This is a genomic window from Maribacter sp. UBA3344, assembly GCF_002362375.1.
GTDB classification, from domain to species: Bacteria; Bacteroidota; Bacteroidia; order Flavobacteriales; family Flavobacteriaceae; genus Maribacter; species Maribacter dokdonensis.
Window position 1 is genome coordinate 111,855 of the sequence record NZ_DERI01000001.1, and the last position, 18,044, is coordinate 129,898.

Below are 18,044 nucleotides of genomic sequence, written 5' to 3' on the forward strand. Positions count from 1 at the left end.
TCATAGTTATTAATGACAAACCATGAAAATTTAATAATAGCATATAAGCCAATAAAAAAAGTAGTCAATATAAAAGTTTTGACAAAAATTTTAATCCTAGATGAATTCCATTTTGCGACAACTATTATAAAAGGAATAACTAACAACGAAATCTGCCTTTCAAGAATTTTTAATGCCAATTTAAAATCCGGAGATAGAATTGTAAACGTTATGAAGACTACGATCGCAATAAGAAAAGGGAATAATACCTTCTTATTGAAATATAGATTTTCTTTTTTGTTTTTTTCAAAAATAAGGGCAAGAGCAAATAAAATATATAAAAAGGGAACATACTTTTCCCCTAGGAAAATACCTATGAAAGGAAATATTCCTAAAAGAAAAGGCAGTGTATCATTTTTAGTCATTCAAAAATGATTTTTCACGTTTGTAATGACCAAGTCTGTTTTGATTTAAAAAGACAGCTAAAAATAGTCCATAAATCCACCCAGTTTGAGCTGCATAAACGTAAGGGTTTACCAAAATTTCAAAGTGTAAAAAGACAAAAAATCCGAAAAGGGTTAAATCTGTTCCTTTCCTATTTTTAAAAAACATATAACATAAATATATTACCAGAGTTAAATATCCTAATAATATTAAAATTCCATTTCTATAAAAAACGTCAACTATGAAATTATGAGAAGACTCATAAGGTGATCCATTAACCATAAAATTTATACTGCCCATACCATGCCCAAACAAAATTTCTAATATTGATGAATTTTTAATATGATTATTATACATGTCCCGTACAATTAAACCTCTGCCGGAAGATGCTTGCTCAATTGTTGTTTCACCTGAAAATATACTCAAAAATCTTTCACTGAACTGTAATGCTATATCTTGAGCTGCATTAGAGTATAATAGTACTATAAAACCAATTACAGTTAAGAAAAAAGAGGTTTTCAATAAAGAAGAGAGGATTTTTCCCTTAGGATCGTACAATGCTACCAAAAACAATGTTATTACCAACCCAAATAAAGCACCACGAGACATTGTAAGAATTATTACAATTATAAAATAAAGACATGATATAACTTTTACTATGCCTTTTTTTAAATGAAAGAAACTGATAATGAAACCTAGCCCAACAATTAGGCCAAAATTATTTACACCACCCGCAAAAATAGCCTCTACCCTAAACCCCCTTACAGAACTCAAATTAAATACTTTGTCCCAGTCATCTATAAAAATTCTTAACGAAAAAAGTAGGATGGCATAGTACAAAATTTTAAATAAAACCTCTTTGCTTATATAGTTTGAGTAATAATTACCCAATAAAAAAACAAGAATAAGCTGTAGATGGATTACAGAGAATACTAATTGTTCCTTCAACAAAAAACCTTTACTAACTAAAACATTAAAAATTGTAAAAAGTAAGAAGTAAATAAAAACACATATTGCGAAAAATGCTTCTTTTTTTAATATTAATTGTCCTTTAGATAAGAAAAGGACGATTATAAAATTTAAAAATATTAAAATAGTAGACAGATATACGCTTCCTACACCGTCCGTTAAAATAAAATTAAACGGAAGGGACAATAAAAGTAAGGATAAGCTAAACTTGGCTAACGAGAATGTCTTCAAAATCAAGTGTTAAATCAAAGTTTTTATAAATTTCATGATCAATGTTAATACCCTTAATTTTTATACCGATCGTTTTAAGATTAAAAATTTTAGCATCTATTAATGCCGTTGAAAAAAAACTATAAGCGTTTTTAGATTTTTTAAAGCCATCTATCATGTCCTTTACCACAATGACATTTTTTGGTAAATTGATACTATCTAACTGATTAATGCAAGCCGGATGAAGTTTTATTAACACGTTTTTATATTTATTAGATAAATATTCAATAATAACATTGGTATATTTAATTTCTTCTTCAGCTGAACATAATCCTGCTAGATGTAAACATTGCATTAAAAAAATAGCTGTTTCTGAATCTTGTTCTACTGCGCTATTATTGTAATGAGATAATAAATCTGCCTTGATAAAATCCAATTTCGCATCAACTTGATTGTCTTTCCAATTTTTATATTTAATTAAAAAATTCTTTTCCCTAAGAGAATATACATAATATGAATTCAATAAAATACCACCAAAACCGGCTCCTATAGCATATACTCCAAAAATCGTCTTCGAAAAACTGTTGACTATTCCTCTAGCTAATTCCTTACCTTTAGAAAACTTTAGAGGAAATACACCATGCTGTAGGGCTATATAGTAAATGTCAGGAAATTTAGTTTTTAAATGACATACTATATTATGACTTATAAAACCTTCCGATGATGAAAAATAAACAGTATCTAGCTTGTTCTCTATTATAAAAGCTTCTATTTCAGCGGTAGTTTTTAAGAGACTTTTTTTGGATAATAATCTTTTAAAGATATTTTTTATCGGGTTGCCATCAAAATTATTTTCCAAATTTGCCCTAAAGACCTCTAAACCATGAATATTTGCCATATCCATGAAGCGTTTATTCATTGCTTTTTCAAAGATTATTAAACCTTTATTTCCCTCCATTTAAATTGTGCTCTTAATAATTTTAATAGTAGAACTGTAAAATAGGTAACCATAAAACTGTATGCAGCCCCTAAAATTCCAAATTTAGGAATTAGAACGAGGTTAAGACCTAAATTTATTATAAATGAAACGGCCATAATGACTGTAATAGCCCTTTCATCATGACTAACATACAAAAACAAATGGGGTATCAATGACAAATTATTAAAAACAAATCCTAAAAGGAATATGTACAATAAATCTATATCAGCTATAAAGGCTTCTTTATCAATTAAACCAAAAATAAAAGGACTGATCAACGGAATTACTATTGCTAAAGAAATACTTGATACTAATGTCAACAGACCAAACTTTTTTAATTCAGAAATAAAAATCTTTTTATTATCTGCAAAACTTTGAATTAATTGTGGCAGATAGATAATGTAAAAACCACTTACAATAAAAATATGTATTACTGAAGCTATTGAAAACAGGAAAGAGTAGATTCCGGTATCCTCAAGACTAAGTAACTTACCTATTATAAATTTATCGGAGAATTCAATTCCTTTTAAAAAAATTATCAATACTACAAAGGGAAATATAGCCTTTAAACTTAGTTTCAGCTGTTCTGATGACATTCTTGTAAACATAGAACTTGTAAACGTGTGCAAAGTTCTAATAAAGCCCCTGTAAGCTATAATAAATAATAAAATGTAGGAAACTAGCATTATCCACAGAACTATTTCAAAAGTCAATGCTCCAAAAAAAACTTTATAAATAACAATTAAAACAACAAAAAGTAAACTTTTATAAATAAGCTGTATGTTACCTTTCCTAAAAGATTTATTTATCATCAAATACCTGTAGACCTCTTGTGAAAAATAATCACAAAGTCCAATTACCAGCACTAACACTACATTTACCGATGTAATCAATTCATTTGGAAAAACTATTAAGAACAAGAGTACTTGTGCAATTAAAACCAATGGAGCAATTGTGAAAAAAAACGAAAAATGTTCGTTATAAATTTGCTTTTTCTCTGTCGCTTGTGCTATGTTTCTATTGGTTATATTGTAATATTCCAATCCAAAAATAGTAGTGGATATTAGTACGAAGTAACTAATTAATTGAAAACTACCATAATCATTTAGACTAAGGTTTTTAGCTAAATAACCAAGTAACAAAAACTTAGAAGCAATTGAAATGCCCCTTGTAAATAAACTTTCTAAACTATTTTTCAACTAATGACTTTTAAAACCTTTGCAGGATTACCGGCAACTACGACATTATCAGGAACATCTTTGGTAACTATGCTACCTGCACCTACAATGGAATTATGACCTATTGTTACACCTGGTAACAAAATTGCATTAGCGCCTACCCAACAACCTTTTTTTAAAATTGTATTCTCTGCATTAAAATGACCTTGATCCATGATTGTTGTATTTAATGCTCCGTACTTATGGTTAGATACATAAATATGTACTCCTGAACCAATTAAAACATGGTCCTCAATTATAATCTTTCCTTTTTCCGGTTCACGTATGTCAGCAAATAACATACTGCCAGGTCTAATAACCACCTTATCGCCAATACTAATTTTTGAACAATTAATTGCAAACGCATATGGTCTAAATTCTGACCCAATGCCAAAATGACCAAATTTCTTTTCACATAATTTACGAGAAGTTTTCTTGAAAAATAGTCTCCAATGTGTAAATGGACAATCTGGTCCAAGGCGATCTGCCTTTTTGTCAAACCTTCTTTTATTTAAAAAACCGATCATAATCAAAATGTTTCTTGCAAGTATTCAAAAATATTCATCTCCTCTTTATTTTCCTTTAGGACCCTGGCAATTTCTGTACCTATAATTAATTTTTGAATTTTATAGTTTATTGAATTATCTCCACGAAAACTATATTGCCCTAAGTTAAGTTTTTCAATTACATAATCAGGTAGTTCCGTATGTGCAACATGATATAATTGACCTTCATAATCAAACGATGTAAAGTTACTTTCAAAATTAATAGGGTTATGGTTGGCTTTTCCCAACAGATCTTTTTGGTTTTTAGGGTACAAATGAACAAAGAACTTACTTTCTTGTTGCATATCGGTCAGTGTACCTTTTTTAAGAAAAACTATTTCTTTTTTACCATCAAAATTGGCAATGAATATTTTGTAAACACTATCTGAGTAAACACCTCTTTGAGCTAGAAGTTTTGAGTATTCACTACCAGTCTTCAACATCATTATTTGCTGTTTTTCCTTTTTGTCTAATTGTATATTTCTTTTGTTTGCCTGTAGAATAAGAATTGTTCCAACTATAATGGTTACAAGGGGTTTCAAATATAAGTTTGAAGATATACTAAAATTAACTTCTCTAAATTTTCTTCCATATTCTATAAATCTTGTCTCAAAATAAAAATAAACAACATAACTTAAAACTAAAGTTATAATCACAGCTAAGCTTAAAAAACTATAAGAATTTTCAGCTATATTAAGTTGTTTAGCTAGAAACCAATACACAATTGGATGAATAAGGTAAAGGGAGTAAGAAATATGGCCTAGGCGTTCTAAGATTAGATTAACCCATTTAAAATTAGGGAATTTAATAAGCAAAAATGCAGCCGTTAAAATAAAACAACCAGCACTATAAATTATTCTATTAGAACCGCTGATTATATGAATTAAATCGCCTTCTGACAAGGGTAACAGGAAAATAATAAGAGCAAGAAGTAATAGAATTGATCCGAGCTTATTATTCTCTTTCAATGCAAATAAACTACCTATTAATATTCCACCAACAAATAAAAATAATTGGTTTAATGGGTTGATATAGGTTTTCCATGCCTTACCTAAACTATCAAATTCTGATAATTGGAAAAAAGCAAAATACAGTGCGATAAATAAAGTAATTAAAAAAAAAACGGGAACTAAATATTTAAACTTCCTTGATGCTATTACAATAATGGGGAAGAGAGCATAAAAAACCAATTCATTCCCTATTGACCAAGCTCCAGTAGGTATATATTGATCCACGGCAAAAAAACCAAATAGTCCAGTTATATTTAGTAAAATCTTTTCGTAGGGATAACTTTTAGCTAAAAGAAGTATATTTAATAAAATACAAAACCATAATAAAGGGTATATTCTAGCCAAACGTTTTACAGAAAAACTCTTTATTGTTTTCAAAGTTAATTTATCTTGATATACAAGATATAATGTTAAGCCACTTAACACATAGAAAACCGAAACACCATAAATACCAATTTTACCAAGAATGGTTTCACTACCATATACTCCATAGGACCATACAAGATAATGATAACACATTATACCCAATGCCATTAGTCCTCGTAAATAATCAAGTGATGCTATTCGCATTAGTATAAAAGACTTTAACTAAGTTTCAGTAAAAATACTAAAACCAAAACAACAATTAGCATCTCTATGGTGCTGTAAAAACGAATCGATCTTTGTTAGTCTGATTACAGGCTCCGCTGTTTAGAGAATTCCACACACCCCTACTATTACCATTAACAACAGAACGAATTGAGAACTCATAAGTGCTACCAGATTCAAAGTTACTTAATGGTAAACTATAAGAGAATAATCCCCCACTGCGTGTAGCTTGCGTTATTTCAATCGAAACTCCTTCTCCTTCTAAAAAACCCTGCAGACCATATTCAATTTCGTAAACTACCTGATCATAAGATTGACAGTATTCATAATTGAAACCATAATGATAATCAGGCCAGCTTAGTTGTAATTGATCGTCAATAAAACTGCTCTCTGCAATGAACACCACATTGGCAATTGGAGAACGATAGGTTAAGACCTTTGTGTATTCCGAAAAAGAAGAACCACAAGCTACTCGTACAAAAATATCATAATTAGTATTTGCTTTTATATAATCTGAGTATTCATTATGGAAGGTAAGTTTGTTTAAATTAAAATAATCTTCAAACTCTAAACCAGTCCCTTTTTCTGTATTCTCTTCTACTACTTCTACAACGTAACTTGAAAGAGTATTTACGTAAAAGTTGATGTTATAACCATCATCATACACATCGCTTACAATTGCTTTACAAGGCGAAGTTAAATTTTCTTCACCAGTATTTATGCTTTTTGTAACCCATTCACCGTAAACATCATTACATTTTCCCCTAACAAGGAATGTATACTCAACATTTGGTTCAATATCCGGAAAGTTAAAAATATCAACATTGGTCTCTAAAGTATATATTTGTGCTTCGGCAGGTTTAGTATTACCGTTTGTCAACATGGCAACTTGCCACTCTTCTGCCCTTCTGGTAGGAATCCAAAAAGCTCTAAAATCGCCATTATCAACATAACCTATGAACCCCAAATTATCTGCATCTAGCTCATAACAAATAGGAGTGGTAAAGGTGTAAGGATTTGAAATAAATTCTCCTGTAATATCGGCCGTACAAATAGATTGCAGGTAAAAATCATATTCCGTATTTGGTTTCAAATCTTTTAGTTCAACATTCTCATCAGATGTATTCCCTTTAACACCTGTGCCTAACACAAAGCCTTTCTCACCATATTCATAATTTGAGGCGAAACCTTGTGTCTCTAACCACTTAATAGTGGCGCTGTAAGGTGATAAAGCCTCCAGACCAATATCAACATTTCTAGGGCATATCTCTTCAGTTTCTTCAATTACATCATCTGTTTTACAGCTATTGAAAAGTGTAAATAAAATTATTGATACTGAAAAAATGTTAGTTCTCATAAATACTGTCCGTATATTTTTAACACAAGAGCATCTTAGATATTATATTGCCGTCCACCCGCCATCCACCATTAAATTATGACCGGTAATGAATGAGGCGTCTTCTGACAGTAAAAAAGCAATTGCTGGAGCTATTTCTTCTGGTCGGCCCAATCTTTTCAATGGTGATTTATCTTCATACCGCTCTATAAACGAAGAGTGCTGAGCATCTTTAATTCCGCCAGGTGAAACACAATTTACCCTAATATTATATTTGCCATAGTAAGAAGCTAAATATCTACTAAAATTAATGACTCCTCCTTTTATAGCGGCATAAGCAGCAGGTGAAGTGCCGCCATACCCTTCATAAATAGTAAAATCATTACCGACAACACCATATATTGAAGCGATATTTACGATAGAGCCCGATCCTTGTTGTTTCATTACTTCTAAAACACACTGGCATAAGAAAAATACGCTATTCATCTGCATATCTACATTCTTTCGCCATGACTCTAAAGGTACATCTTCAAATTTATTGCCCCAGTCCTTTGTTCTCGGATAAGCATTGTTTACCAAACCATCTATTCTACCATACTTGGTATACACTTGTGCTACCAAATCCCTTATAGAATCTTCAGAAGTAACGTCGCAATTATAATCGCCAATTTCAATATTCGTATTTGCATTGATATCGGCATTGATTACAATAGCTTGACTTTTCCTTAAAAGCTCTAATGTTGGTTTGCCTATTAGACCACTACCACCGGTAACAATAATTACTTTGTTTTTTAATCGTTCTGCAAGCATATTTCTAATATTTCGTAAGCTTCATTAGCTGTATTAAACTTATTGTCTTTTGCAACGACCTCATGAATAAAAAACCGTAATTGATCTTCGTAGGTATCCATTATTGTTTTCTTGGAAGTGAAAATAATCTCCTTATTTTGATAAACCGTATTTTCTAGAATATCAATTGTTATTGTATGATCATCACAAACAATTTCAAGAGTTCTTTTTGGGTCTCTTCTAAAATAGTTTAGAACTATGTTAGCATTGAATGTTGTATACCCTAACATATAATTTGCATAATCATAAGCATCAATATTCAAAGAAGATTTACTTGAAAAAACCTTATGTACTTCTTGGGGTTTGCCAAATAACCAATAGGCATAATCTATTTCATGGATTAAATCTATATGTACCCCTCCTCCTAATTTTCTATTGGCACTATAGGTAGTTTTATAATCTATACCCGGTCTCCAATCTGGTAAATAAGATCCGCAATAAACATTTACTTCATTGATCCTTTTTCTTTGAATGTACTTTTTAGCAAATTTTATACAATCTAAAAACCTAAGGTTACACGCCACGTAGGTAATAATATTATTGCTATCAATTTTTTGTAATACTGCCTTGTTCCCCAATGAAGAAAAAAGCGGTTTTTCAATAAATAAGGGTATTTTTTTAGGTATTAAGTGTTCAATTGTTTCTTTATGTATCGATGTAGGATTAGATATTATGGCAAAATCAATTTCAATATGATCTAAATCATCAAATGAGAATATATTGATAATCCCCTTCTTGGCATCTGCTTTTAATGAAGATCGTATAGCATACAATTCAATATTAGGATCAATTTTCCTTAAAGCCGCAATATGTTTTAAAGCGATAGAACCAAGACCTACGATCAATACTTTCATAAATTCATTCCTAGTTTATCATTTGCCAAAAGATATTCCATCATATCAAAATCTAGAGGCTCGTCTAGGTCAAAACATATATGGTCCATTATATAATACAAACTTCTTTGTGTAATAGCCGACTTACAGCCGTTTACAAAAAAGGTTCTACGATAAAAATAAAATGAGGCATTCATATCAAAAACCTGCGGTGCCGTTTGTCTAGATCTTGTATCACTTGGGCATACCAATTTACAATACCCATTATCGGCATCTTCTACTACATTGAAATAAGGATTTTTATGAGGCTTAGATACTGAAAACAGATTTATGGCCATATCATCGGCCAAAAGCTTTTTAAAACCTTCATTTAGATCTTTCTGAGTTCTTAAAGGAGAAGTAATATCAAGATCTAATAGAATATCATATTTTTTATTATTCTTGCTTTCTTGAAACCTTAACGCATCTTTTAAAACATCAATTTTACCAACCGTATCATTCGCCAAGTAATCTGGTCTAATATAATCTGTTTCCAAGCCAAATGACAAGGCTACTTCTTTAATAGCACTATCATCAGTTGAAAGTAAAATATCTACATTATCATGTAGTGAAGCAAATTCCTTGGCATGTTTAATGGAATATGCCAAAAGAGGAACACCATTTAATTTTTTAATGTTTTTACCAGGAATTCCCTTAGAGCCTCCTCTTCCACATAATGTAATTAGTATATTCATTTAAAATTTAATTTGTTCAATATCTCTTTGCGCTTTTTCAAAATCTTCATGTTTGCCTACATCTAACCAGTAACCGGATAATGGATAAGAAACAACTTTTTTACCATCTTCAATTAATTTTTCCATTAAATCGGTAGCATTGAAAAAGCTTTCTTTAGGAAGATACTTTAACGCAGATTTTTTAATAAGATATATACCTCCATTAGAATAATAAGTGTAAGTAGGTTTCTCTTTAAAATTTACTACTTGACCATTATTTGTTTCTAATACGGCATAAGGAATGTTAACTTGATAGGGAATTGTAACTACTGCCAAATCTGCATCATTGTTCTTAAAATCTAAGAAAAAATGCTCGTAATCTAAATTGGTTAAAAGATCAGAATTTGTAAGCAGAACATAATCATGTGAAAAATCATCTATTTTAGATACCGCTCCAATAGTTCCTAAAGGTTTGTCTTCCCATACATAACTTAAATTAATATTTTTTTGCCTTCCGTTTCCAAAATAATCTTCAATTTGCTCTCCTAGATATTTTACCGATATCCAAAAATCATCTATTCCGTATAACGCAAGTCTATCTAAATTATGCTCCATAATAGGTTTAGAGCCAACTTTTAACAAAGGTTTTGGCGTATGCTCTGTTAAAGGTCTTAACCGCGTTCCTTTACCTCCGGCCATAATTACGGCATCAACAGGCAAATAAGATCGTATTAATCTAAAGTTAATAACGGTTACTACGATGTTATTATCGTCCAAAACGGGTAAAATTCTATAATTACCTTCTCTATATTCAATTATTTTCTCTAGATTCTTTTCACCTTTTCTGATAAATTTTGGATTGGGCTGAATAATTTTATTAACGTTATCTGTAACTTCAACACCATCTATTAATCCCCTTCTAATATCGCCATCAGTGAGCGAACCCAAAAGTTTATCTTCATCATCAACAACGAATAAAATAGCATCTTTTGCTAAATCTTGTAACTTTATCAAGGCTTCCCTGATGGTGCTTTCTGTAAGCAGTAAATGGTCTTTATAGTTTCTCAAAACATGTTGGTTTTAAATCGTAAAATGACTTTTTAAGATTTTTATTATTGAATGTCGTTAGTTGGTTCATTATCTTATCTGTTGCATCCCCATTACCAAATAACAGTTCTTGTTCTGAAATTTCATCCAAGAAATTAATATTTGTTGTTTTTAAAATAGCCGATGTAATTTCTTGCTCATTTGGTGCACAATGTATAACACTTATTGGGGCTACGCGACCTTTTTGTCTATCTCCAATATTGATAGTAGGAATATGAAAATATGGAACTTCTAGAATTCCACTTGACGAATTACCGATTACAAAGTCTACATATTTTAATGCTGAAAGGTACCTAAGTTGACCCAACGATGTAAAGCTAATTGCTTTTGCGATATTATTTTCTACATAGGCATCAATCATATCAATAATCGCTTTACCGCCTTTATCCGAATTGGGTTTTGTAAAAATTAATGTCGTATTTTTCATTTTATCTAAAGCGAACAATAATTCTTGAAACTGTACCTCTGCAGTACAATTCTCCATAGTAACAGGATGAAAAGTAATTAATACGGATTTTTTGTTAAGTTTTGTAGCAATAGATTCTTCAAAAGATTTTTTATCTAATAACTGAAGGTTTTTTATACTATCTATGCCTATTGCGCCAACATTAAATACAGTGTGGGGCTGTTCCCCTAATTGTATGATTCTATTTCTATATACCTCGCAACTTGCAAAGTGCAAATGACTCATTTTAGTAATTGCATGTCTAATAAACTCGTCATAAGCCCCTTCTGTTGTTTCACCGCCATGAATATGAGCTACAGGAATGTTACTGATCACTGCGGCCGTAGCTGCAGCAAGTATTTCGCTTCGGTCACCTAAAACTACGATCATGTCAGGGTTAAATTCGCTAAAAGTTTCTGCAAAACCTATTGTAGCCGTACCTACCGCTTTTGAGATATCCAAAGCACTATCCCCTTTTAAACCATCCTCAACTTTTGCATCTATGGTGAACCCGTCTTTTTCTATTTGTAAATACGTATTTCCGAATTCTGACATTAAATGCATGCCGGTAACAAAAAGTTGAAGCTGTAAAACTTTAGCGTCATCAATGGCTTTAATCAACGGCTTTAATAGGCCGTACTCTGCCCTAGTACCTGTTATGACAGCAATTTTTTTCATATTAACTCGTCAGCTTTGTAGTTTTTAGTTGCAATTGTACCAATAACCTCATCCCATTTCATAGGAGATATTCCTGTACCCGGCCGCTTTACGGTTATATTGTTTTCGTTGAAAACTTCTCCTTTAGAAATATCTACATTTGCTACAATACTTTTACGTGCAATAGGTTTGTTTTTAACTTCACTTGGGCTAGGCGCTTTTATACCATTGCCCAAAGCCTGTTCAATATTTCTTATTGCAGCCACCATTTTTTTAAGCTCTTGGGGTTCTAATGACGCTTTATGATCAGGACCGTCCATGCTATTGTCAAGGGTAAAATGTTTTTCGATAACAGTGGCTCCAAGAGCTACCGCGGCTATAGGTATCTCAATCCCCAAAGTATGATCAGAATAACCTATAGGTACTTTAAACACATCTTTTATAGTGTTCATTGCCGTCAAGTTCACATCTTGCATGGGTGTTGGATATTCTGTATTACAATGCAAAACAGTAATATCTTTTATATCTGTACCAGATGAAGTAACAACATTTATTGCGTCTTCTATTTCTGACATCTCGGCCATACCAGTAGAGATTATCACCGGTTTGCCTAAGCCACCTAGTTTTCTTAAATATGGTAAATTGGTAATTTCACCAGAAGGTATTTTCCACAAATCAATTTTAAGTTCTTCTAAAAAATCAATACTATCCAGGTCAAAAGCGGTTGATAAAAACTTAATATTCTTTGCTTTGCAATAATCAATTAATATAAGGTGGTCGTTTTTACTAAGTTCAAGTTTTTGTAGCATCTTTAACTGAGATTCTACTTCATCATTGGTATTTTGTTTTTGATAATCAGCTTTTTGAGCTGATTTACTAACAAGTTTTTTAGAGTTAAATGTTTGAAACTTAACGTAATCTACCCCTGCATCTGCTGCAGCATCTATTAATTTTTTTGCTAAAGTAATATCCCCATTATGGTTTACACCCGCTTCAGCAATTATCAGTACTCTGTTTTTCATTACTTTATTAGTTGTTTAGCAGGATTTCCTACCCATGTCCCTTTCCGATCTATATTGCTCAAAACCACTGAACCTGCTCCAACAATAACATTATCGGCTATTGATACCCCTTGTTTGATAACGGCCCTTGCCCCTACAAAGCAATTTTCTCCTATTTTAACGTTACCAGCTAACACGGCTCCCGGTGCAATATGTGAATAATTACCAATATGACATTCATGTTCTATTATACTTCCTGTATTGATTATACATGCTTTTCCTATTCTTGCCAAAGCGTTGATAGACACGTTAGGATTTATTAAAGAAGATTCACCAATAACAGCTGTATCAGAAATAAATGCAGTAGGATGTGCCAAGACCAATTGTTTAATATTTAGCTGCTTCAATAATGTATGTAATCTTTTCCTAATGGTATTAGAACCCATAGCTGGGAATACATAACAATCATTAACAAAATCCTTTAAATCAATATTTGCTTCATTCCCAAAATATTGAATATCATATGGGTTTTCTTTATTTTCTTGCTGATCAAAGTAACCTTTTACATAATATCCGCTACTGTTAGCAACATCAATAGCAACATAGGCATGTCCAGAATATCCTAAAAAATAAATATGTTTATTTTTTGACACTACTTGGAATATTAATTACACGCTGTTCTAACCAAACGGAATTGTCGAGATTTCCTTTTTGAGCTTTTTTAAACATGGGCAAGCTAGACATTAGTTTCCAAATAGGTCTGGTCATTACTCCTGCATCATTAGTAGCCGACAAGAACTCATCTCTATCATTAGGATTATCAAGTACTATGGAATTTAACCAATAGTTTGCAAATGTATTGCCTGGTTCTGTGACAAAACGTGCTGATTTATTACTAAAAAAGTCTATATATTTTTGGGCTAAATCTCGTTTGTTCTGTAGAATTTCAGGTAATTTTTCTAACTGGGCACAACCAAGTGCCGCATTAATATTGGGCATTCTATAATTATAACCAATCTGATCATGATTAAAATCCCAACGATGAGGAATTTTAGCGGTAGTTGTTATATGTTTGGCTTTTCTTGCCAGATGTTCATCATTTGTTAAAATCATTCCACCACCACCAGTAGTAATGGTTTTATTTCCATTAAAACTCAATGTACCTGCCAAACCTTTAGTTCCTGTATGAACATGGTTATCATAACTTCCTAACGATTCTGCTGCGTCCTCTATAATTTTGATATTATATGGCTTGCAAACCGCTTTCAAATCATCAATATTAATGGGCATTCCAAATGTATGCATTGGTACTACCGCCTTTATTTTACGTTTGGTCCTTTTATTGATACAAACCTCATCTTTAATGATGGTTTCCTCTGATAAAAATTGTTTTAATTTTTCAGGTGACAGTCCCATTGTATTTTTATCTACATCTATAAAAATAGGGTGAGCACCTATATAACTGATTGCATTACAGGTGGCTATAAACGTTAATGACTGAGTTAACACTTCATCTTCTCTTTCTACACCTGCAAGTTGTAACGCAATATGTAAAGCTGAAGTGCCGTTTACAGTAGCTATCGCATACTTTGAACCCGTAAAAATTGCTATATCCTTTTCAAATCTGTCGACAAATTTACCTACACTAGATACAAATGTTGTATCAATACATTCATTTAAATACTTTTTCTCATTACCGGCAAAATAAGGCTCGTGAAGAGGTATAAAGTCTTCGCTTTCATAATGCGACCTAATAAAATCTATTGTCTCTTGAATCATTAAAACTACATTTTACTATCTAAATACTTACCGGTTTCTTTATGTCCAAACGCAGGTATCATTTCAAAGAACAAATCTACAATTGCCCCTTTTGACCAAGTTCTTTGCTGTTTTATTTGTTCAATAGTCTTTTCAAAATATTCCAATTTTTCATGATCGACCTCAAGTTCGTTTTTTATGACCCCTAATTTTTGGAATCGGTTCATATCCAAGGTTTCCGAATTTGTAAAAAATTCTTCGAAATCCTTCTCTCCTGTTGTGTCGCTACCAGAAAACAGACAGGGCCATTTTCCTTCTTTAGGAAGTACTTTTACCAAATCTCTAGCTTCCTGTTCATTTTTGCATAAATAAGGTTCATAACCTAGAGATCTTAAATATTTTACTGCAATATCTGCAAATGATATTAAATGCAGCCCCTCATCTAGCTTTGGAAAAAAAATATCCCTATTATCGCCAAAAATACAGGACATTAAACAGAGTTCACCGCTTTCTTTAGGTATAACAAAATATCTTTTTATATCATTAGGGGCTACAATGGGTTGACCTTTTTTAATCCTTTGATCAAATCCATGTAATAATGACCCATCAGAAAAAGCCACATTTGCAAAACGGGCAGTGGAGATAGGTATCTCTGCACTGTTTCTCATTAAGAACATTTCCATAATACGTTTTGATGCACCCATCATATTTACCGGGTTTGCAGCTTTATCCGTCGATACACAGAAATATTTTTTTGACCCTTTTGCTATTGCCTGTTTAATAGTTTTATCGGTATTAAAAATATTGACCTCTATCATACGCATTAATGTGAACGGGTCTTTCTCGCTCCTAACGTGTTTTAAGGCGGAAAGGTTGAGCACATAATCATACGTGCCATCTGCTTCTATAAAAGCATCATATTCTCTAGAACCAATATCCAAAGCAAATGTTTGAAAATCACCGTCTATGTAACCAAAAGAACTACGAATATCTCTAACTAATTCCACCATATTATTCTCGCTAATATCAACGACATGGAGTTTTTTAGGATTTCGTTTAAATATTTCTTTTGTCACTGCCTGTCCTATAGATCCTGCGCCACCAATGACAAGAAACGAGGAATTACCTACTATTTTACTTAATTGGTCTTCATGGGTAGCAATATCATTTTCAAATAATTCCCTTTCCCTTCCAATAAGGTTAAGTATTTTCATAATCAAGATTTGTTTAAGGCTATTTCAGCACACTATTTACCGGTCTTCTAGCAAAAGTACGATAATTCTTATCTCTGCGTAATTGAACCACGTTCTGTAATTTATGCTCAATTAATATCTTTTTGGCAAAACCAAACCATGTACAAGAATAACCATCTGTAAAGTGTTCTATACCAAAGTTATTATTCTGAATCAATTTTTCTACTATGTGTAACGCCAAATTATTAGCGTTAGTAGGACATCCTAACTGCTCATCGGTCACAGATAGATTTTCTTCAGCTTTAGCTTTTTTCAATATAGTTTTATAAAAATTCTTACCAAACTCAGAATATAACCAAGATGTTCTTATAATACAATAATTGTCCATTATCTCTTGAATATGCTTTTCACCAAGTAATTTAGATTTACCATATTCATTAATTGGGTTAGGCACATCCTTTACAGTATACGGTGCATCCTTTTCACCATCAAACACATAATCGGTAGAAATGTGTATTAATGTTGTGTTATAACTTTTACAAACTTTGGCTAAATTCTTAACACCCTCTGCATTTACCCTATAAGCAATATCCGGTGTTTTTTCGGCTTGTTCTACGTTGGTATATGCAGCGCAATTTATACAAAAGTGGAAATCACCTGAAGCAAAGATTTTTTTTATTGACAAACTATCTGTTATATCTAAGTCTTTAGAATTCTTGAACGTAAATTTTAAATCTTTATATAACGGTGCAATCTTCTGCAAACATTGCCCTAATTGTCCATTTGCCCCAGTAATCAAAACCCCCTTCATTTTAACAATTCTTTGAAACTTGGCAATATCAAATCTTTCTCCGATACTGTTAATTCTTTTCCACTATAACCCCAATCTATTGCTAGGTCAGCATCGTTATATAGTATCCCAGACTCCATTGAAGGATTATAGTAGTTATCACACAAGTATGTAAATATTACATTGTTTGAAAGAGCTACAAATCCATGTGCCATACCTTTTGGTATAAAAATACTTTTATTGTTTATATCTGATAGATTAATTTTAATATATTTTCCAAAACTTTCACTATCGGGTCTTATATCAACAATAACATCATCTACTTCACCTTTTTGAACGGAGACCAACTTTGCTTGAGCAGCAGTTCCGGTTTGAAAATGTAATCCTCTTAGAACACCTTTTTTAGATATTGATTTATTTTCCTGAACAAAATCAACTTCATAGCCTAAAAAATCACACAGTTCTTTTTTTTTAAAAACTTCAAAAAATATGCCTCTGTTATCTTCAAAGAATTGAGGCTCTAGAATTAAGCAACCTTTTAATTTTGTTTCAGTTATTTTCATCTAATCAAACTCATTAAATACTCCCCATATCCGCTTTTTAACAATGGTTCGGCCAATTTTTGTAATTGATGCGCATTTATAAATCCTTGTCTATAAGCTACCTCTTCTATACATCCAATTTTTAAACCTTGTCTTTCTTCTATTACTTGAACGAATTGAGATGCCTGCATCAAAGAACTAAATGTACCAGTATCCAACCATGCAATTCCTTTATCAAGAACACTCACTTGTAATTTATCCCTTTTTAAATAAGCAATGTTCACATCTGTAATCTCCAATTCTCCTCTATTGCTAGGTTGTATTATTTCCGCAATATTTATTACATCATTATCGTAAAAGTAAATTCCTGGTATTGCATAATTGGATTTTGGCGATTCAGGTTTTTCAACAATTGAAATAGCCTTGCCCTCATCATCAAATTCTACTACACCATATCTGTTAGGATTATTAACATGATAGCCAAATATTATGCCGCCTTCAGGATCATTATTGTTCTTTAACAAACGCTCTAGTCCATTACCATAAAAAATATTATCTCCAAGTATTAAAGCAACCTTACTAGAACCTATAAATTCTTTTCCAATAATAAATGCTTCTGCTAAACCTTTCGGCTCTGACTGTACTTCAAATTCAAATTTACATCCCAGCTGACTTCCATCTGAAAGTAGTTTTTTAAATAAAGGTAAATCTTCTGGTGTGGTAATAATCAAAATCTCCCTTATACCCGTTGTCATTAAAGTCGATAATGGATAGTAAACCATAGGCTTATCATAAATAGGCATTAGCTGCTTACTCAGTGCTTTTGTCAAAGGCCATAAACGAGAACCCGTACCCCCTGCAAGAATTATTCCTTTCATA

The 18,044-nt window shown here is 31.9% G+C and carries 19 protein-coding genes; 1 reads left to right on the forward strand and 18 read right to left on the reverse strand.

Features of this window, described 5'->3' with window-relative positions; genetic code table 11:
* Positions 1 to 12 precede the first annotated feature (12 nt).
* Entirely contained in the window at positions 13 to 414 is a 402-nt protein-coding gene (locus B2Z27_RS00550; RefSeq protein WP_286812139.1) for a hypothetical protein, read from the forward strand.
* Here B2Z27_RS00550 and B2Z27_RS00555 read toward each other — a convergent pair.
* The 18 genes from B2Z27_RS00555 to rfbA form a co-directional block, all read right to left on the reverse strand.
* Positions 397 to 1,623, reverse strand: a complete 1,227-nt coding sequence (locus B2Z27_RS00555; RefSeq protein ID WP_286812140.1) for an O-antigen ligase family protein — start codon at positions 1,621 to 1,623, stop codon at positions 397 to 399. The two genes, B2Z27_RS00550 and B2Z27_RS00555, sit on opposite strands and share 18 nt — an antisense overlap.
* Positions 1,595 to 2,560, reverse strand: a complete 966-nt coding sequence (locus tag B2Z27_RS00560) for a polysialyltransferase family glycosyltransferase (RefSeq protein WP_286812141.1) — start codon at positions 2,558 to 2,560, stop codon at positions 1,595 to 1,597. The genes B2Z27_RS00555 and B2Z27_RS00560 overlap by 29 nt, the downstream gene beginning before the upstream one ends.
* On the reverse strand, positions 2,539 to 3,780 hold the full coding sequence (locus B2Z27_RS00565) for a polysaccharide biosynthesis C-terminal domain-containing protein (RefSeq protein WP_286812142.1): 1,242 nt from the start codon (positions 3,778 to 3,780) through the stop codon (positions 2,539 to 2,541). The genes B2Z27_RS00560 and B2Z27_RS00565 overlap by 22 nt, the downstream gene beginning before the upstream one ends.
* Positions 3,777 to 4,325 (reverse strand): acyltransferase, encoded by a 549-nt coding sequence (locus B2Z27_RS00570; RefSeq protein ID WP_286812143.1) that lies wholly within the window; start codon positions 4,323 to 4,325, stop codon positions 3,777 to 3,779. Before B2Z27_RS00570 ends, B2Z27_RS00565 begins: the two co-directional genes overlap by 4 nt.
* A 2-nt stretch (positions 4,326 to 4,327) precedes the next feature.
* Entirely contained in the window at positions 4,328 to 5,923 is a 1,596-nt protein-coding gene (locus tag B2Z27_RS00575; protein WP_286812144.1) for an acyltransferase family protein, read from the reverse strand.
* A gap of 64 nt (positions 5,924 to 5,987) precedes the next feature.
* A complete protein-coding gene (locus B2Z27_RS00580) occupies positions 5,988 to 7,298 on the reverse strand; it encodes a fibronectin type III domain-containing protein (protein WP_286812145.1) in 1,311 nt (436 codons plus the stop codon).
* 42 nt (positions 7,299 to 7,340) lie between these two features.
* Entirely contained in the window at positions 7,341 to 8,087 is a 747-nt protein-coding gene (locus tag B2Z27_RS00585) for an SDR family oxidoreductase (RefSeq protein ID WP_286812146.1), read from the reverse strand.
* Positions 8,069 to 8,980: a Gfo/Idh/MocA family protein gene (locus B2Z27_RS00590; RefSeq protein WP_286812147.1), complete on the reverse strand. Its 912-nt coding sequence runs from the start codon at positions 8,978 to 8,980 to the stop codon at positions 8,069 to 8,071. The genes B2Z27_RS00585 and B2Z27_RS00590 overlap by 19 nt, the downstream gene beginning before the upstream one ends.
* Positions 8,977 to 9,693, reverse strand: coding sequence for a cytidylyltransferase domain-containing protein (locus B2Z27_RS00595; protein WP_286812148.1), 717 nt, complete (start codon positions 9,691 to 9,693; stop codon positions 8,977 to 8,979). Before B2Z27_RS00595 ends, B2Z27_RS00590 begins: the two co-directional genes overlap by 4 nt.
* Positions 9,694 to 10,740, reverse strand: coding sequence for a nucleotidyltransferase family protein (locus tag B2Z27_RS00600; protein ID WP_286812149.1), 1,047 nt, complete (start codon positions 10,738 to 10,740; stop codon positions 9,694 to 9,696).
* The gene (neuC, locus tag B2Z27_RS00605) at positions 10,727 to 11,902 is read right to left on the reverse strand and encodes a UDP-N-acetylglucosamine 2-epimerase (protein ID WP_286812150.1); all 1,176 of its coding nucleotides are present in this window, start codon (positions 11,900 to 11,902) and stop codon (positions 10,727 to 10,729) included. Before neuC ends, B2Z27_RS00600 begins: the two co-directional genes overlap by 14 nt.
* Entirely contained in the window at positions 11,899 to 12,903 is a 1,005-nt protein-coding gene (gene neuB, locus B2Z27_RS00610; RefSeq protein ID WP_276491469.1) for an N-acetylneuraminate synthase, read from the reverse strand. The genes neuC and neuB overlap by 4 nt, the downstream gene beginning before the upstream one ends.
* Positions 12,903 to 13,535 carry an acetyltransferase gene (locus tag B2Z27_RS00615; protein WP_286812151.1) on the reverse strand — a complete coding sequence of 211 codons (633 nt, stop codon included), beginning with the start codon at positions 13,533 to 13,535 and terminating at the stop codon, positions 12,903 to 12,905. The genes neuB and B2Z27_RS00615 overlap by 1 nt, the downstream gene beginning before the upstream one ends.
* On the reverse strand, positions 13,522 to 14,661 hold the full coding sequence (locus B2Z27_RS00620) for a LegC family aminotransferase (RefSeq protein WP_286812152.1): 1,140 nt from the start codon (positions 14,659 to 14,661) through the stop codon (positions 13,522 to 13,524). The genes B2Z27_RS00615 and B2Z27_RS00620 overlap by 14 nt, the downstream gene beginning before the upstream one ends.
* A gap of 5 nt (positions 14,662 to 14,666) precedes the next feature.
* A complete protein-coding gene (locus B2Z27_RS00625) occupies positions 14,667 to 15,854 on the reverse strand; it encodes a UDP-N-acetylglucosamine 4,6-dehydratase (protein ID WP_286812153.1) in 1,188 nt (395 codons plus the stop codon).
* Positions 15,855 to 15,873: 19 nt separating this feature from the next.
* The gene (gene rfbD / locus B2Z27_RS00630; protein WP_286812154.1) at positions 15,874 to 16,644 is read right to left on the reverse strand and encodes a dTDP-4-dehydrorhamnose reductase; all 771 of its coding nucleotides are present in this window, start codon (positions 16,642 to 16,644) and stop codon (positions 15,874 to 15,876) included.
* Positions 16,641 to 17,186 (reverse strand): dTDP-4-dehydrorhamnose 3,5-epimerase, encoded by a 546-nt coding sequence (gene rfbC / locus B2Z27_RS00635; RefSeq protein ID WP_286812155.1) that lies wholly within the window; start codon positions 17,184 to 17,186, stop codon positions 16,641 to 16,643. Before rfbC ends, rfbD begins: the two co-directional genes overlap by 4 nt.
* Complete coding sequence (rfbA, locus tag B2Z27_RS00640) at positions 17,183 to 18,043, reverse strand: glucose-1-phosphate thymidylyltransferase RfbA (RefSeq protein ID WP_286812156.1); 861 nt, start codon at positions 18,041 to 18,043, stop codon at positions 17,183 to 17,185. Before rfbA ends, rfbC begins: the two co-directional genes overlap by 4 nt.
* Position 18,044 lies beyond the last annotated feature (1 nt).

What these genes read in the sequence shown, in the direction of transcription:
- B2Z27_RS00550 (WP_286812139.1), top strand. Translation starts at nt 13, where the DNA reads ATGACAAACCATGAAAATTTAATAATAGCATATAAGCCAATAAAAAAA.
- B2Z27_RS00560 (WP_286812141.1), bottom strand. Translation starts at nt 2,560, where the DNA reads ATGGAGGGAAATAAAGGTTTAATAATCTTTGAAAAAGCAATGAATAAA.
- B2Z27_RS00570 (WP_286812143.1), bottom strand. Translation starts at nt 4,325, where the DNA reads ATGATCGGTTTTTTAAATAAAAGAAGGTTTGACAAAAAGGCAGATCGC.
- B2Z27_RS00575 (WP_286812144.1), bottom strand. Translation starts at nt 5,923, where the DNA reads ATGCGAATAGCATCACTTGATTATTTACGAGGACTAATGGCATTGGGT.
- B2Z27_RS00580 (WP_286812145.1), bottom strand. Translation starts at nt 7,298, where the DNA reads ATGAGAACTAACATTTTTTCAGTATCAATAATTTTATTTACACTTTTC.
- B2Z27_RS00585 (WP_286812146.1), bottom strand. Translation starts at nt 8,087, where the DNA reads ATGCTTGCAGAACGATTAAAAAACAAAGTAATTATTGTTACCGGTGGT.
- B2Z27_RS00590 (WP_286812147.1), bottom strand. Translation starts at nt 8,980, where the DNA reads ATGAAAGTATTGATCGTAGGTCTTGGTTCTATCGCTTTAAAACATATT.
- B2Z27_RS00595 (WP_286812148.1), bottom strand. Translation starts at nt 9,693, where the DNA reads ATGAATATACTAATTACATTATGTGGAAGAGGAGGCTCTAAGGGAATT.
- neuC (WP_286812150.1), bottom strand. Translation starts at nt 11,902, where the DNA reads ATGAAAAAAATTGCTGTCATAACAGGTACTAGGGCAGAGTACGGCCTA.
- neuB (WP_276491469.1), bottom strand. Translation starts at nt 12,903, where the DNA reads ATGAAAAACAGAGTACTGATAATTGCTGAAGCGGGTGTAAACCATAAT.
- B2Z27_RS00620 (WP_286812152.1), bottom strand. Translation starts at nt 14,661, where the DNA reads ATGATTCAAGAGACAATAGATTTTATTAGGTCGCATTATGAAAGCGAA.
- B2Z27_RS00625 (WP_286812153.1), bottom strand. Translation starts at nt 15,854, where the DNA reads ATGAAAATACTTAACCTTATTGGAAGGGAAAGGGAATTATTTGAAAAT.
- rfbD (WP_286812154.1), bottom strand. Translation starts at nt 16,644, where the DNA reads ATGAAGGGGGTTTTGATTACTGGGGCAAATGGACAATTAGGGCAATGT.
- rfbC (WP_286812155.1), bottom strand. Translation starts at nt 17,186, where the DNA reads ATGAAAATAACTGAAACAAAATTAAAAGGTTGCTTAATTCTAGAGCCT.
- rfbA (WP_286812156.1), bottom strand. Translation starts at nt 18,043, where the DNA reads ATGAAAGGAATAATTCTTGCAGGGGGTACGGGTTCTCGTTTATGGCCT.